Origin of the sequence: Bacillus norwichensis (genome assembly GCF_014836955.1) — a bacterium.
Classification (GTDB): Bacteria; Bacillota; Bacilli; order Bacillales; family Bacillaceae_C; genus Siminovitchia; species Siminovitchia norwichensis.
On the sequence record NZ_JACSPV010000022.1, the window covers coordinates 1 to 15,336 of the forward strand.

General features: G+C 40.6%; 10 protein-coding genes and 1 other annotated feature. Of the genes, 1 reads left to right on the forward strand and 9 read right to left on the reverse strand.

What is annotated here, in order from left to right:
• Positions 1 to 338: 338 nt before the first annotated feature.
• Complete coding sequence (gene tyrS / locus H9631_RS12970) at positions 339 to 1,601, reverse strand: tyrosine--tRNA ligase (RefSeq protein WP_191813445.1); 1,263 nt, start codon at positions 1,599 to 1,601, stop codon at positions 339 to 341.
• Between the two features lie 50 nt (positions 1,602 to 1,651).
• Positions 1,652 to 1,874, reverse strand: a binding site (T-box leader).
• Between the two features lie 115 nt (positions 1,875 to 1,989).
• Here tyrS and H9631_RS12975 point away from each other — a divergent pair.
• Positions 1,990 to 5,073, forward strand: coding sequence for a transglycosylase domain-containing protein (locus H9631_RS12975; RefSeq protein ID WP_191813447.1), 3,084 nt, complete (start codon positions 1,990 to 1,992; stop codon positions 5,071 to 5,073).
• Between the two features lie 115 nt (positions 5,074 to 5,188).
• Here H9631_RS12975 and H9631_RS12980 read toward each other — a convergent pair whose 3' ends face one another.
• The 8 genes from H9631_RS12980 to H9631_RS13015 form a co-directional block, all read right to left on the reverse strand.
• Positions 5,189 to 6,931 carry an ABC transporter ATP-binding protein gene (locus H9631_RS12980; protein WP_191813449.1) on the reverse strand — a complete coding sequence of 581 codons (1,743 nt, stop codon included), beginning with the start codon at positions 6,929 to 6,931 and terminating at the stop codon, positions 5,189 to 5,191.
• Positions 6,932 to 7,672, reverse strand: a complete 741-nt coding sequence (locus H9631_RS12985; protein ID WP_191813451.1) for a MerR family transcriptional regulator — start codon at positions 7,670 to 7,672, stop codon at positions 6,932 to 6,934.
• Between the two features lie 318 nt (positions 7,673 to 7,990).
• Positions 7,991 to 8,989, reverse strand: a complete 999-nt coding sequence (gene ccpA / locus H9631_RS12990) for a catabolite control protein A (protein WP_191813453.1) — start codon at positions 8,987 to 8,989, stop codon at positions 7,991 to 7,993.
• A 216-nt stretch (positions 8,990 to 9,205) separates the two neighbouring features.
• Positions 9,206 to 9,673 (reverse strand): YtxH domain-containing protein, encoded by a 468-nt coding sequence (locus H9631_RS12995; RefSeq protein WP_191813455.1) that lies wholly within the window; start codon positions 9,671 to 9,673, stop codon positions 9,206 to 9,208.
• A 35-nt stretch (positions 9,674 to 9,708) separates the two neighbouring features.
• Complete coding sequence (locus H9631_RS13000) at positions 9,709 to 10,215, reverse strand: DUF948 domain-containing protein (RefSeq protein WP_191813457.1); 507 nt, start codon at positions 10,213 to 10,215, stop codon at positions 9,709 to 9,711.
• Positions 10,216 to 10,414: 199 nt separating this feature from the next.
• On the reverse strand, positions 10,415 to 11,734 hold the full coding sequence (gene murC / locus H9631_RS13005) for a UDP-N-acetylmuramate--L-alanine ligase (protein ID WP_191813459.1): 1,320 nt from the start codon (positions 11,732 to 11,734) through the stop codon (positions 10,415 to 10,417).
• Between the two features lie 204 nt (positions 11,735 to 11,938).
• Positions 11,939 to 13,036, reverse strand: a complete 1,098-nt coding sequence (locus H9631_RS13010; RefSeq protein WP_191813461.1) for a nicotinate phosphoribosyltransferase — start codon at positions 13,034 to 13,036, stop codon at positions 11,939 to 11,941.
• 87 nt (positions 13,037 to 13,123) lie between these two features.
• A partial coding sequence (locus H9631_RS13015; RefSeq protein WP_225221026.1) for a DNA translocase FtsK occupies positions 13,124 to 15,336 on the reverse strand: 2,213 nt, incomplete at its 5' end.

A 15,336-nucleotide genomic window follows, 5' to 3' on the forward strand; every position in this document is an offset into this window, starting at 1 on the left:
CATTTGGAAGCCCGCATACATATGGATTCGGCGTTTTGAAGAGAAAACTTAGCTATTGGTTGTCGTCGTCTAATTTGTCTAATTGTATAATTTTACCAAATGGACAGTGCCACCTCTGATTAAGGCTTTGCTTTTTTTAGCGTTTTTCAGGAAGGTATACTTACAGAATATTAAAACATCGTTTATGCAACGCTAGTGAATTAAAAATTTAAAAGGATTTCTTGATTAATTGCAACGATCATGTATATTTTCATGCGGCTTAAAGCCTCTTCATTTTGTTCGGGCTACAGACGGTAGAAGAATGAAGCCGGCCTCGTACAAACAAAACCGGCTTATCCTTAATTATATCTAATCATGTAATATTTCTTCTTGCCTCTGCGGATGATAGTAAAGGCTCCACCTAGTTTATCTTCCTCGCCCATTGTATAGTCAATGTCTGTGATGCGCTCTCCATTGATTAAGACTGCTCCATTTTGGATATCTTCACGAGCTTGGCGGCGAGATTGAGATATCTTTGCTTCTACAAGCACGCTGACAAGCCCATTGTCTTCTCCTCTGTGCACATGCGTAGGTACATCCTTAAAGCCCTGCTCTACTTCTTCAACAGATAATTCTTTTACATTTCCGCTGAATAGAGCTTCTGTAATCCGTATCGCCTGCTGAAGAGCTTCTTCCCCATGTATTAAACGGGTCATTTCTTCAGCAAGTGCCTTTTGTGCTTTACGAAGATGTGGCTCTTCCTGTAATGATTTTTCGAGTTCCTCAATCTCCTCTTTTGTAAGGAATGTGAAATACTTGAGGTATTTCACCGTATCGGCATCAGCTGTATTGATCCAGAATTGGTAAAACTCATATGGAGTTGTTTTTTCAGGATCAAGCCAAATGGCTCCGCCTTCGGTTTTACCGAATTTCGTTCCATCCGCTTTTGTAACAAGCGGAATCGTCAGGCCGTATGCCTTGGCATCTTCGCCAGCCATTTTCCGGATAAACTCTAGACCTGTTGTGATATTTCCCCATTGGTCGCTTCCGCCAATCTGCATTTTGCAGTCGTGGTTTTTATATAGATGAAGAAAATCGATTGCTTGTAAAAGTGTGTACGCAAACTCAGTAAATGAAATGCCGCTTTCTAAACGAGTGGACACTATTTCTTTTCCTAACATATAATTAACACCAATATGTTTTCCGTAATCACGTAAAAATGTGATCAAATCCATTTTACCCTGCCACTCAAAGTTGTTAGTCATTACTGCGCCATTTTCACCTTCGAAGTCGAAGATCCTCATTAGCTGTGCTTTGATCCCTTGCACATTCTTATCAACCTGCTCAAGTGTTTGCAGCTTTCTTTCTTCTTTCTTGCCACTTGGATCACCAATCAAGCCAGTCGCTCCGCCAACTAAAACAATCGGACGATGACCGTGCATTTGAAAACGACGCATTGTCAAAAATGGAATCAAATGCCCAATATGCATGCTGTCCGCCGTCGGATCCACTCCACAGTATAATGATATTTTTTCATTTTCCAATACGTCCTTGATTCCTGCTGCATCTGTCTGCTGGTAAATAACTCCCCGCCATTCCAGCTCCTGAAGTAATGTGTCCAAAATATTTCCCTGCTTTCTTTTTTTAAATAAAAAAAGCCCCTTCGTAAAAACGAAGGGACGATTTGATTATCGCGTTACCACCCAACTTGGGAAAATACTATATTTTCCCCACTCTGAAAAATAACGGTTCATCACCGTTCGCCGCTACTGACATTTCACGACAAAAGCTCCCGGAAGTAATTCGCCGAATACTGTTTGTACCGGTTTGCACCAACCACCGGCTCTCTGACATACAGGGACAAATCGACTACTCAGCCCGTTCTTTGCTTAGTATTGTTTAAGATTATAAAAAGTATTGTAACCATTTAAATTGAGATTGTCAAATTCCTCCGAAAAAAGAACTTCCTTATGCTATAATAGTGATGATTTCCAGGAGGTATTTTTTATTATGCATAATTTTTTCAGTAAACTGCGGGAGCGCGCGAGGCAATTTTCTAACGAGGTAGACACTTTAGACACTAAAGATATTAGAAAAAAAGCTAGAATCACTTATGGAGTTGTATGGAATATTATTCTTCTGACAGTGATTCTCTTTTTCCTTGGAGGCATTTTTGCCGGAGGAGTAGGCGCTGGATATTTTGCCTCCCTTGTAAAAGAGGAAAAAGTTCGCCCTGCTGCAGACATGAAAGACGATATTTTTCAATATGAGGAAACATCCAAGCTTTATTTCGCCAATAATGTTTACCTTGGAAAGCTCCAGTCAGACATTGACAGAGAAGAAGTCAAGATTAAGGATGTTTCTGATTATGTGAAAAAAGCTGTGATTGCCACAGAAGATGAGTATTTTTATGAACATGGCGGTGTTGTCCCAAAAGCTTTGATGAGGGCTGTTTATCAGGAAATGACCAACTCAGCTGTACAATCTGGCGGAAGTACACTGACACAGCAATTGATCAAAAATCAGATTTTAACGAATGAAGTTTCATTTGATCGTAAAGCTAAGGAAATTTTACTTGCATTAAGGCTTGAAAAACTGCTTGAAAAAGATGAAATTCTAGAAGCGTATTTGAATGTAACAACGTTTGGGCGTAACTCATCTGGTCAAAACATCGGAGGAGTCCAAGCTGCTGCCAGAGGCATCTTTGGAGTTGATGCGAAAGATCTTAACTTACCTCAAGCCGCTTTTATAGCAGGCTTGCCGCAAAGTCCTTTCATGTACACTCCATTTGCCCAAGGTGGTGGAATCAAAGAAGAAAGTCAGCTGGAACCAGGGCTAAACCGAATGAAGACTGTCTTATATAGGATGTATAACGAAGATTATATTACCAAAGAGGAATATGACAAAGCTTTAAAGTATGATATTGTGACCGATTTTATCAAACCGCAGCCAAGACTGTTTGAAAAATATCCATACCTTACAACTGAAATTGAAGAACGTGGTATTGAGGTCTTGACAGAAGTTCTTGCCAAAAAAGACGGTCACAGCAAAAAAGATCTCGAGAAAAACGGTGGCAGGCTTAAGGAAAAGTATGACAAACTCGCAAGACGGGATATCAGACAAAGTGGCTATCACATTCACTCAACCATCAATAAAGAGATATACGACAAATTTCAAAAAGTAAAAGATGAGTATCAAAATTACGGTTATACAAAGGTTACACAAGTAAAAAATAGAGAAACAGGCAAAATGGAAGAAAAAATTGAGCCTGTTCAAATTGGCGCCATTCTAATTGAAAATAAAACCGGAAAGATTTTAAGCTTTGTTGGTGGCCGCGATTATAAATTGGAAGCACAAAACCATGCAACACAGGCTAAGCGTCAAAATGGGTCAACGATGAAGCCACTGCTCGTCTATGCTCCAGCGATGGAAATGGGCTTAAGTGCACCAGGTGCTGTTGTGGCGGATATTCCAATTTCTGCTGGCGGGAAAACGTTCAGAAACTATAGTGGCCGCTTTTATGGACTTGTCTCTTCCAGAGAAGCACTAGCTAAATCACATAATGCGTCAGCAATCTATACGTATTTAAAAACAATTGATAAAAAGCCTTATAAATATGTGGAGAAGATGGGCATCACCACTTTAACAGATACCGATAGGACCACCTATGCAGCTGCGCTTGGTGGTGTTCAGAAGGGGATCTCTGTCGAAGAAAACACAAATGCTTTTACTACATTCGCTAACGGCGGTAAATTTGTTGATGCTTACATGATCGACAAAATTACGGATGCTGACGGAAAAATCGTCTATGAACATAAAGCGAAGCCAGTCGATGTCTTCAGCCCTCAGACAGCTTATTTGATGACCGATATGATGAGGGACGTGTTCCGATACGGAACAGCGTCTGCCGTTCCAGGAATGCTGAAGTTTTCTTCTGACTGGGCAGGAAAAACAGGTACGACAAACGGACCGAATGATTCTTGGCTGATCGGTTCGAATCCTAAAGTAACCTTCGGTACTTGGATTGGTTATGATGAGCCTGCACCTCTTTCCGGCGACGGAAGCGAAAGCATGCGGAATTATGGAATTTGGGCCAGACTGATCAACGGTGCCTATGATGTGGCCCCTGATTTGATTAAGACAGATGACAGATTCAAAATGCCAGGAGGCATTGTCAGCCGTTCTTACTGTGCAATATCAGGACTGCTTCCATCAAAAGCATGTTCGAATCTCGGTCTTGTAAAATCCGATATATATAACGCAAAATATGTACCAACAGCAGTAGATGATAGTCTGGGCAACGGCCGCTACGTTACAGCGGGAGGCAGAAAGTATATGGCCCTTCCGGAAACGCCTGATGAGTTTACCAAACCAGGTGGAATGCTCAGTCCAAACTTCATCAAGCGGATCTCACTTGGAAGGTCGATTGATCCATCCTATCTGATTCCACCGAATGACGAACGATGGAAAAACCTGCTTGCTGCCGGCGCTGTTCTCCATGATGACGGAAAGGCACCAGCAGGCGTAAAGGTATCCGTTTCAGGTGGCACAATCTCATGGACGCCTTCTCCAAGCTACGATGTAGTCGGATATCGTGTGTATTCTCACTCCGGCAAGAAGATTGCCTCCGTCGCATCGGACGGAGCACTCTCCAGGAATGTTGGAAAAGGATCGTACTACGTTGTTGCGGTAGATATTGCCGGCCGGGAATCGGCTCACTCAAATAATACTGTTGCAAAAAAAGATACGAAGAAAGATAAAGAAGTGATGGAAACATCCGCTGCTGCCGATAAAAAGAAAAAAGAAAAGAAACAACAGGAAGAAAAAGTAAACGCTGAAAAAGAAAAAGCCGCAGCGGAGAGAAAGAAACAGGAAGAGCAGAAGAAAAAGCAAGAGGAAGAAAAGAAACGTCAAGAAGAGAAACAGAAGATGCAAGAAGAGCAAAAGAGGAAACAAGAAGAACAGAAGCAATTGGAAGAACAAAGGAAAAAACAAGAAGAAGAACAAAAACGCCTTAAGGAAGAAAAGAAACGTCAGGAAGAGGAAAAGAAAAAAGAGCAAGAGAAACAAAACAACGAAAATGAAGGGAATTAAATCGCCTTTCCCCCTTCTTTTGGAAAAAGCGCTGAAGACTTTTTAGATAAGTCTTCAGCGCTTTTGATATTTGGATAAAACCAGCGATTCGGCGTAAGGACATTTCAAGGGTTCTCTACATTGCTGCTTGAGTTTTCATTTGTTGCTGGACAAGCTTTTGGTACAAAGCGTGTGATTCCATTAATTGTCTATGTGTTCCGCCGCCAGAAACAGCTCCATCTTCGATAACAATAATTTGATCTGCCTCCAATATTGTGGATAGACGATGAGCAATAATAAGTGTTGTCCGACCAGCCATTAAATGCTGTAAAGCGCTCTGAACAAGTCCTTCTGATTCACTATCCAAATTCGAAGTCGCTTCATCCAGCAGCAGAATTTTGGGATTGCGCAGCAATGCGCGAGCAATCGCAATTCTTTGCCTTTGACCGCCTGATAATTTCAATCCGCGTTCTCCAACCTCTGTCTCATATTGATTCGGCAGATTTTCTATGAACCCTGCAGCATTAGCCAACTCGGCCGCTCGACGAATTTCTGCATCATCAACGGATTTTTGGAGGCCATAGCAAATATTATCTTTAATGGTTCCCGACATAATTGGACTTTCTTGTGATACGTAACCGATTTTCTCACGCCAATTTGTTAGCTGAAGATTTTGTATATCTATATCCCCAATTTTAATCCTTCCTAGTTGAGGTTTATAGAACCGCTCAATCAAGGAAAAGATCGTTGTTTTTCCTGAACCGCTCGGCCCCACAAAAGCAACGGTTTGCCCAGGCTCGATCTGGAAGCTCAGATCCTTCAATATTGTTTTCCCACTTTCATATCCGAAGCTTACCCGATCAAATATAATGGTTTCTTCATGACTTGTTTTCCCTTGGCTATATTCACTTTCAATTGATAAATTCAAAAGAGCTTGGATTCGCTCCGTTGCTCCCATAGCTTTTTGATAGTTTGTAAAAAACGTGGCAAGCTGGCTAAACGGAATAACGATCTGAAACATGTAGATAATGATCGCAACAAGAGAGCCGGCAGTCAGATCTCCTGATGCCACACGTGCGCCCCCATACCCAATTAGAATAACCAGTACAACCATTAAAATGGTTGTCATAAAGGGGGAAACAACCGCCTGAATCTTCGCTTCCTTTAGACCAAAACGGAATAACTCCTGAATACCTTTATAGCCCTTTTTTCTTTCTTGCAATTGTCCATTATACGATTTCACTAATCTGATATCACTGAGGACGCGCCCAAGATGTCCATTGAATGAAGCCAACTCATCCTGGGTCTGTTTCGAAATTGAATAAACCTTCCTTCCTAAAGGAAACAAAACAATCATTGATATAGGAATGGAGCAAAGCATAATCAAGGTCATTTTCCAATCAATCAAAATTAAAATGATTAAAGCCCCAATGATTGAAACAATTCCTGAAACAGATGAAACAAGGTGATTGGTAATAAGCATTTTAACTGTATTCGTATCTTGAGTCACGCGGCTCATGGTTTCCCCTGATTGATGTTTATCAAAGTATGGTATTGGCAATTCGAGTATATGATCCCAAAGTCTCTTTCTTATATTGGAAACGAACTGTTCCCCAATATAAGACATTAAATAAAAAGAAACACCTCCGGAAATCGTTTGAATAATAAATGCCCCCAATAAGAGAAGAATTAAACTCATTTCTATCCCAGATTTAGCGACCTGGTCCACTAAGTTTTTGGTGAATAACGGTACAATTAAACTGGCGCCCGTTTCAAGAAGACTTAATACAATGGCAAAGCCAAGTACCCCAATCGCCGGTTTACCAATTTTTATGAGTTGAATAAAGCTAGATCCTGATTTTTTATGAATTGTCTTCATCTAATTCATCCTTTGCTCAAAATATATCTCCATGGCCTTTTGAAGATATCGTTCTTCTTGTTCGGTAAATGGTGATGTGAAGAAGGGTAGGTGATCCTCGACGGGAATTGACTCAAGTTTCTCGTAATCAAAATCTTTTCCGAGTAAATCAAAGACAATAGTAACCAGTTCGTGGATATTCGCTTGCAGCTCTGGGTCATCTAGCTCGCAAGTATGAATTAAATTTTTGATCTTTTGAATGGCCATTGTAGATCGTTTGTTAAATTCAAGCCCATTTTCTTCGTACACTTCCATTACATGATCGACTATTTGATTTGGTAAATAATCTCTCAGCCAATCGAATTGTTCTCTTTCATTCAAAATACTATGGATGAGAAAATGTAAAACCGGCGAACTCATTTCATCTTCTTCAGTAATTTCAATCGCATGATCCAATGCTTTGATGACTTGGTTCAGATGCTCTTGCTTTTCGAGCATAAGCTTTTTTTGAAACTTTAATGAATCCTGTAAATTTCCTTTTTCATCCTTTAATAAAGGTTCAATGTCCTCAAGAGTAAACCCTAAATATTTTAACGAAATAATTTGTTGAAGTGGTACCATGTCTTTGTCTTCATAATACCGTCTACCTGTTTCGGAAATTCTACTTGGTTTTAATAAATTTTTTTCTTCATAAAATCTAAGCGCCCTTTGCGTAACTCCAGTTAGCTTAGAAAATTCACCAATGGAATAATACTTTTTCAATCCGATTACCCCCGTTCCATTTACTACTTTCACCTTACATCTTAACGTAGCGTTAGAATCAAGTGTTTTTTTAATTTCATTTTGCTGAATTCCCACATTCAGTGGGAGTGGCCCCCTCTGAATCAAGTTAGGTGGATGCCACATATTTTTAGAGGAAATACACATTGGGAGAAGTTCGTTACAATCTGGTATCAAATACGCCGAGGTGTATTTGATAAAGATAAAAAAAGAAGAACAAGCTGTCTATCATCGTGATAAACGCTAGTTCTTCTTTATAAAAAATCCGGACAGCTGAAAAGCCTGTCCGGATTTTATTTATTATTTGGTTGAGCCTCGAAGCTCAATCCGATGAGGAAGAACGACAACGTTCTCCTGAACCTTTTCTTTGTTCATATATTTAGTTAACAGCCTCATTGAAACCGCTCCAATATCATAAAGCGGCTGAACAATTGAACTTAACTGTGGGCGTACCATAAGCGCCAGCTTCGTGTTATCTGATGTGATGACTTCAATGTCACCCGGAACTGATAAACCGTCATCTTGCGCACCATGCATGACACCAAGCGCCATTTCATCATCACCTGATACGATGGCTGTTGGCTGATCATCAAGTTCTTTGAGTTTTTTCCAGCCTTCAATACCTGATTCGTACGTGTATTCACCTTCAATAACGTACTCTTCTCGGAATTCTATGCCTGCTTCTTCCAGTGCCTGCTTATAGCCGATAAGTTTTTCTCCATGGTTGATTAAGTCGCGCATTGGCCCCATCGCAAAAGCGATTTTTTTATGGCCTTTTTCAATGAAGTAGCTAGTTGCATCAAATGTTGCCTGGCGATAATCGATATTGACAGATGGAATGGTGGCAGAAGCTTCCATTGAGCCTGCCAAAACAATCGGTACAGGGGAACGCTTCAGTTCCTGTACAAAATCCTCTGTAATATTTTGGCTCATGACGATAAGGCCGTCCACCTGTTTGCCGAGCATCGTGTTCAAGAGATGAAGCTCTTTATTCACGTTTTGGTCGGAGTTGCTCAAAATGATATTGTATTTATACATCGTAGCAATATCTTCGATTCCACGGGCAAGCTCCGCATAGAAAATATTCGCAATATCAGGTATGATTACCCCTACAGTTGTTGTTTTTTTGCTGGCGAGACCCCGTGCAACCGCATTTGGTCGATATTCCAGCCTTTCAATTACTTCAAGTACTTTTTTTCGAGTAGCCGGTTTAACGTTTGGATTGCCGTTTACCACTCTCGATACAGTGGCCATAGATACATTCGCTTCGCGTGCCACATCATATATCGTAATATTCATCCTTATCACTCTCCTGTATACAACTACGCCCATATGGTCATTTTAGTTTCACTATATTATTTATAATTTTCCATTCTCTCATAATCATACGCCAGAGTACCACTTTCTTGCAAACCTATTGTCACTCTCGTCAAGAAAATTTCATAAAAAACGGGCGGCCTTGAAGTTAGCCGCCCATTTTTTATAGATTCATTGGATTATTCACTTGATCCGCCATTACTCCACTTTTTGAGATGCTTCTTCATCTGCTTGCGAAGTTTCTGACTGGGCTGTATTTGTTTGGTCTGCAGTCAAGTCAACCGACCTCTGTACGGTATCTTGTACATTATCTGTACTTGTCTTTCCGTCCTCAGCTACTTCATCAATCGCTGCTTTAGTCGTACTGCGGAATTGCCCCGCTTTATCTTTGACTGTTTCAGCCAAGTTAGTTCCCTTCTCCATTGCAGTTTGGCGAATTTGGCTTGTTTTTTCCATTGCGGTGGATGTAAAATCTGAACCTTTTTCCATGACGGTTTCTTTCCATTCACCGGATTTCTCTCTTAGAATATCCACCTGATCGCTTAAATCACTACGCAGTTCCCTGCCGGATTTCGGAGCGACCAATAAAGCTGTAGCGGCTCCTACAATGCTTCCCACTAATATTCCCGTCAGAAAATTACCAGTACCATTATCTTGATTGCTCATACTTTTTTCATCCTCCTTAATAGATTCAACTAGCCTTAACCTCTTCCGCCTTCCAACTGCTGATTATGAATAACAACCTCTGATTGGTTGCCCTTCTTTTTGTCTGTCGCTTTCTTCTTATCTGACCATTTGTCTTTCAGCTCTTTCAAAGCAGTACCCCATTGAACAATTTGAATGATTTTATCTTCGTTTTTGACAACGGCGGAAGACACGGATCTTGTTACTTTTTGTAAAGAAGTATTTAAATCTGAAACTGTATTTCCTACACCTTGAACGGCATGTCCGACACCCTGTATGCCGTCAACAACCGTTTCAACCTTCTCCGCTTTTTTCTGAATATCTTCCGCAAGAGCGTTGGTTTTATGTAGAAGTTCCGTTGTTTCACTTGTAACCCCTTTTAGTTGACCTTCAAGACCAACCAGAGTTTCAGATACACTTTCCAATGTTCCTTTTACTGCTTTTAATGTTTTTGTCAAGCTGATTACGAGAATCAGGAATGCAATTGCTATTAAAGCAACACTTAAATAAAGAATAATTTTCATCAGTTCCACACCTCCTGTATACAACAACTCTACCCTGTTTATTATAAAATAAACAGCCAATAAACATCTTCTTTCCTCTACTCTATTTTCCCTTTATTTTTCCTAAAAAAACACAAAATCTTCATTTTTTCGATTTAAAAAAGAAGATGCAGGAAATACACCTTCTTTTTTCTCTACATCCATGACAAAAACCTGTTTATTATTGCGCTTTTTTCAGTTGTTGCCGCAACAGATTTTCGTAAGCGACTTGAAATTTCTGTATATCTCCTGCTCCCATGAAAATTAGAACTGAATTATCGGCCATCAACAGTGGGGATGTGTCTTCTTCCTTCAGGATTTCGGCTCCCTCAATTTTGTCTTTTAAATCCTTAATCGTCAGCTCTCCATGATTTTCGCGGGCTGAACCGAAAATATCACATAAGTATACCTTATTCGCTTCGCCTAAACTTTCACCAAATTCTTGTAAGAACGTGCGCGTCCTTGTAAAAGTATGTGGCTGGAATACAGCAACAACTGGGCGATCTGGATATTTCTGCCTTGCAGCATTTATTGTCGCTTTGATTTCAACAGGATGATGAGCATAGTCATCTATAAGAATTTGGTTACCGAGACGCTTCTCAGTAAAACGACGCTTCACACCATTGAATGTCAATAATTGCTGCTGCAAAATTTTTGTATCTACTTCTTCATAGTGACATAGCGCAATCACTGAGAGCGCGTTTAAAATATTATGATCTCCGTAGGTTGGAATTTCAAAAGAGGCGTAAAAATGATTACGAACAAAAACATCAAATTTCGTTCCTGACGTTGATTTTTCAATATTACGGGCTTGAAAGTCATTTCCTTCACCAAATCCGTAGAAAAGAACAGGAACTCCCGCCTGGATTTTTTGAAGCTGTTCATCATCACCAAAAGCAATGATCGCTTTATTGACTTGCAGTGCCATTTCCTGAAATGCTTGGAACACATCATCCACATTAGCAAAGTAATCAGGATGATCGAAGTCAATATTTGTCATAATGGCGTAGTCCGGGTGGTACGATAAAAAGTGCCTGCGGTATTCGCATGCTTCAAATACGAAGTAAGACGCATCCTTTTCCCCTCTCCCTGTACCATCGCCAATTAGGAATGAAGTGGGCTTAGCCCCTTTCATAACATGCGCAAGCAGTCCGGTTGTCGACGTTTTTCCATGCGACCCCGTAACTCCGATGCTTGTAAATTTTTTCATATGCTCGCCTAAAAATGTGTGATAGCGAATGACTTCAATTCCCTGCTTTAATGCTTCATCGATTTCTTCATGAGCATCCGAAAAAGCATTACCGGCAATTACAGTCATTCCGGGCTTTATATTTTCACGATTAAAAGGTAAAATTTTTATTTTCAAATCATCAAGCGCTTCTTGAGTGAAGAAATATTTTTCCACGTCGGAACCCTGCACCTTATATCCAGAATTATGAAGAATTTGTGCGAGAGCGCTCATTCCGGTGCCTTTAATACCGACGAAATGGTATACAGTCATAACAGAACCTCCAGCGATCGTCTATCTGTATGTATTATATGAAAAAAAATGAATTTTGCTCAAACGCCAATAAGCCTTAGTCCTCTTATTATGAACTTCCGGCTGTGTTCATATGTAAGCATTACAGATAGTTTTTTTATTATGCCATTATATCATTGATCAGAAACAGTGACTATTCATTCATCATCTTACAAAAACGATTCTTCAATCCACCTTTTCAAGACGCGGGTTAGGGCGATATCTTCTCCCCGCTTTGGCAGAATGCTCTCCGTTCAATAATACACAATCTCCAGTAAAACCGATATTGATTTTCAGCAAACTGCTTCCAATCCCATACATATCTACCGGTACACCCATATTTTCAAATTCAGTAATTCTTTCCACATTAAATCCACCTGAAACAACAATTTTGACATGTTGGAAACCTTCGCGATCCAAAGCTTCTCTCAAGGCAAAGATGAGCGTTGCATTCACTCCGCGGGGATCAAAGGTGCCAAGCAAATGTTGATTTCTAAGAAAGTACTTATCAATCATAGTTTTTGATGTATCGATCCGGACCGCCTTCAATTCTAAGCCGAATTCGCGAGCCAGCTTCAAAGAATCAGTGATTACATCATTATTATAATCGACCAAAGATACCAGTTCATCTTCAGGAAAAGTCATATGGTAAGCTTTAGTCGCTTCCACAATATCACCGTTGAACAGTTGTATCATCGCATGAGGCATTGTCCCGATACCCTTTTTCCCCCACCATTCATTCATTGCTGGGGTTGCCTGGGCTGTTGAACCTCCAATATACGCTGCATACCCGTCACCGGCTTGTTGTGTGAAGTGATCATCACGGTCCCCCATAAAAATCACGGGCTTCTGTTCCCCAGATATTGCTGCCGCTTTCGAGACATTATAAACATTCGTCGCAACGGATGTACGCCTTGACAGAATTCCATCAATGATTCCTTCAAGGTATCCAAAGTTCTGATAGGGACCCGTAACGGTTAGAACTGTTTCAAATGGGGTAATTTTCTCCCCGTCTTTCAACGAGTAGATTTCCAGTGCATCCGGATCTTTTGCAAAATTTTTCAAAAGGGCTATCGCCTCATCTGTACCACAGAGAACTGCATCTTTTCTTTGAAAAAATTGCATGGTCACGATGTTATCTTCTTTATAACGCTCTGCGATTTCTCTTGTTTTCAAAAAATATACAGCTGAAAACCAGCCGTCCTTTACACGCTCATCGAATTTAAATGTTTTATTAGTCAACCTCTTTATTTTGCCCTGAAGCTTCAGTTCAATTTCCTTCATGTCGGATACTCCTTGTGCTACATTAATCTCCATAAAAAAAGGGGAAGCCTTCGTTCCCCATTAACAAATAGAATAACATTTTATCATCTAATGTACTAGGGAATCTTTTAATAAATCAAGTTCTGCCTCTTTTATGAGCACGTCTCGGGGCTTGCTTCCCTTTGATCCAGAAATGACTCCCTGATCTTCCATCATCTCCATCAATCTTGCAGCACGGTTATATCCAATTCTAAATTGTCTTTGTAATAAGGATGTGGAGGCATTCCCTTGTTTTACCACAAATTGGCATGCATCCAATAAAAGCTCATCTTCGTTTTCCTGAATTTCAGCCTTCTTCAAAAGCTCTTCCTGTTGGAAGATGTAATTCGGCTTTCCTTGATCGCGGACATGATCGATAACCTGATCAATCTCTTCATCTGACACAAAAGTTCCTTGGAGCCTTACAGGTTTGACAGATCCGTTATTTAAAAATAGCATATCTCCGCGTCCGAGCAATTTTTCAGCACCGCTCACATCAATTACTGTCCGTGAGTCCACTTGCGATGAAACCGCAAAGGCAATTCGTGTCGGTACGTTCGCTTTGATCAGACCGGTGATGACATCTACAGAAGGTCTTTGTGTCGCAATAAGTAGATGGATACCGCATGCCCTTGCTTTTTGGGCAATCCTGCAAATGGATTCCTCTACTTCAGCAGGTGCTACCATCATCAAGTCAGCAAGTTCATCAATAATGATCACGATATAAGGGAGATGTTCGCCTTTCTGCCCCTCTCTTTTAGCAAGCTCGTTGAAACGTCCTATATCGCGGACACCGGCATGAACAAAGAGTTCGTAACGTCGCTCCATTTCATCCACTGCCCATTTTAAAGCAGCTGTCGCCGCTTTTACATCCGTGATAACCGGACTGACTAGATGCGGAATATGATTGTATGGAGCAAGTTCAACCATTTTCGGGTCAATGAGCATTAGTTTCAGCTCATCAGGCCTTGCTTTGTAGAGCAAGCTGACAAGAATAGAATTAATGCAGACACTTTTTCCCGAACCTGTAGCTCCTGCAATCAAGCCATGAGGCATTTTCCGTAAATCCGTCACAACCGGTTCTCCTGAGATATCCAGCCCAAGAGCGGCAGTCAAAGGAGATTCTGCATTTGAAAAGGCTGGTTTCCCAATAATTTCACTAATTTGAACCGGGCGGCTTTCCTTATTTGGCAGCTCAATTCCAATGGAACGCGTTCCAGGAATCGGAGCTTCCATTCGAATATCGCGTGCTGCCATACTTAGTTTGATATCGTTGCTCAGATTAGTAATTTTATTGACCTTGACACCTTTATCAGGCTGCACTTCAAACCTTGTGACAGAAGGGCCCTGACTCGCATTAACAACCCGTGCTTTTACATTAAAGTTTTCCATTGTTTCATCAAGAAGGCTCGTTTGCTCATTTAGCCATTCTGTATTTTCCTCTTTAAAAACAGGCGGTTTAAGAAGCGAAAGGTCTGGAAATGTATAATGCACAGTTTCAGAGATGGATGTTTCTGACTCTTCAACTTCTTTAACTGGAGCCGAAACAGCTTCGATACTGTTTTTTTCCCTTTCACTTTGCTTTTTCCATTTTGTCTTGTCTTGCGTAAGCATAAGCACATTAAATGGTAAATTTGATCGTGGCTTACTATCAGAGCCTTCTTTAGCTGACTCTACCACATTTGATGATTCTTCCGATGATGACTCCTCTGCTTCGTCCTCTTGATCTAAAATCATTTCAACTGTGACCGCCATCTCTTCATAAGCTTCTGGGCTTGAAGACTCAGACTCAGACTCAGCTAACACTGTCTCCTCGAGCTTTTCATTCTCACCATCCAGTGGTAAATCATCAATTAATTCTCGCTCAACGTTAAGCTCAGATTGTTTTGAAGCCATTCCCTCTATTTCCAGTTCTTCTGAGGAAAGCTGGTCTTCCATTTCATGGATTTCTTCAACGAAAAATGGATTTGCTGATTCTGTTGCTTCATCGGATTCTTTGATAAAGACAGGGTCTGATGAGGCTTCTTTTATTTCTGATGAAAACTGAGTTTCCGGCTTAACGATTTCTCCGGTTGAAGCTGAGTTTACCAGTTCGGTTGGATCTTCGATAAGAACCGGAGCATCTGTTTCCTCACTTTCTTCGGAGGAAAGCGAGTTTTCCAGATCAACAATTTCCTCAGTCAAAGCCAAGTTTGTCGATGCTGTTGGTTCTTCGGTATAGACCGATTCTAATGTTTTTTCACTTTCTTTAGATAAGAGCTGATTTTCTGGTTCACTGATTG

Bases quoted from the DNA above. Each gene is read 5' to 3' on its own strand.
- ccpA (WP_191813453.1), bottom strand. From the start codon at position 8,989: ATGAATATTACGATATATGATGTGGCACGCGAAGCGAATGTATCTATG.
- murC (WP_191813459.1), bottom strand. From the start codon at position 11,734: ATGACTGTATACCATTTCGTCGGTATTAAAGGCACCGGAATGAGCGCT.
- H9631_RS13000 (WP_191813457.1), bottom strand. From the start codon at position 10,215: ATGAAAATTATTCTTTATTTAAGTGTTGCTTTAATAGCAATTGCATTC.
- H9631_RS12995 (WP_191813455.1), bottom strand. From the start codon at position 9,673: ATGAGCAATCAAGATAATGGTACTGGTAATTTTCTGACGGGAATATTA.
- H9631_RS12975 (WP_191813447.1), top strand. From the start codon at position 1,990: ATGCATAATTTTTTCAGTAAACTGCGGGAGCGCGCGAGGCAATTTTCT.
- H9631_RS12980 (WP_191813449.1), bottom strand. From the start codon at position 6,931: ATGAAGACAATTCATAAAAAATCAGGATCTAGCTTTATTCAACTCATA.
- H9631_RS13010 (WP_191813461.1), bottom strand. From the start codon at position 13,036: ATGAAGGAAATTGAACTGAAGCTTCAGGGCAAAATAAAGAGGTTGACT.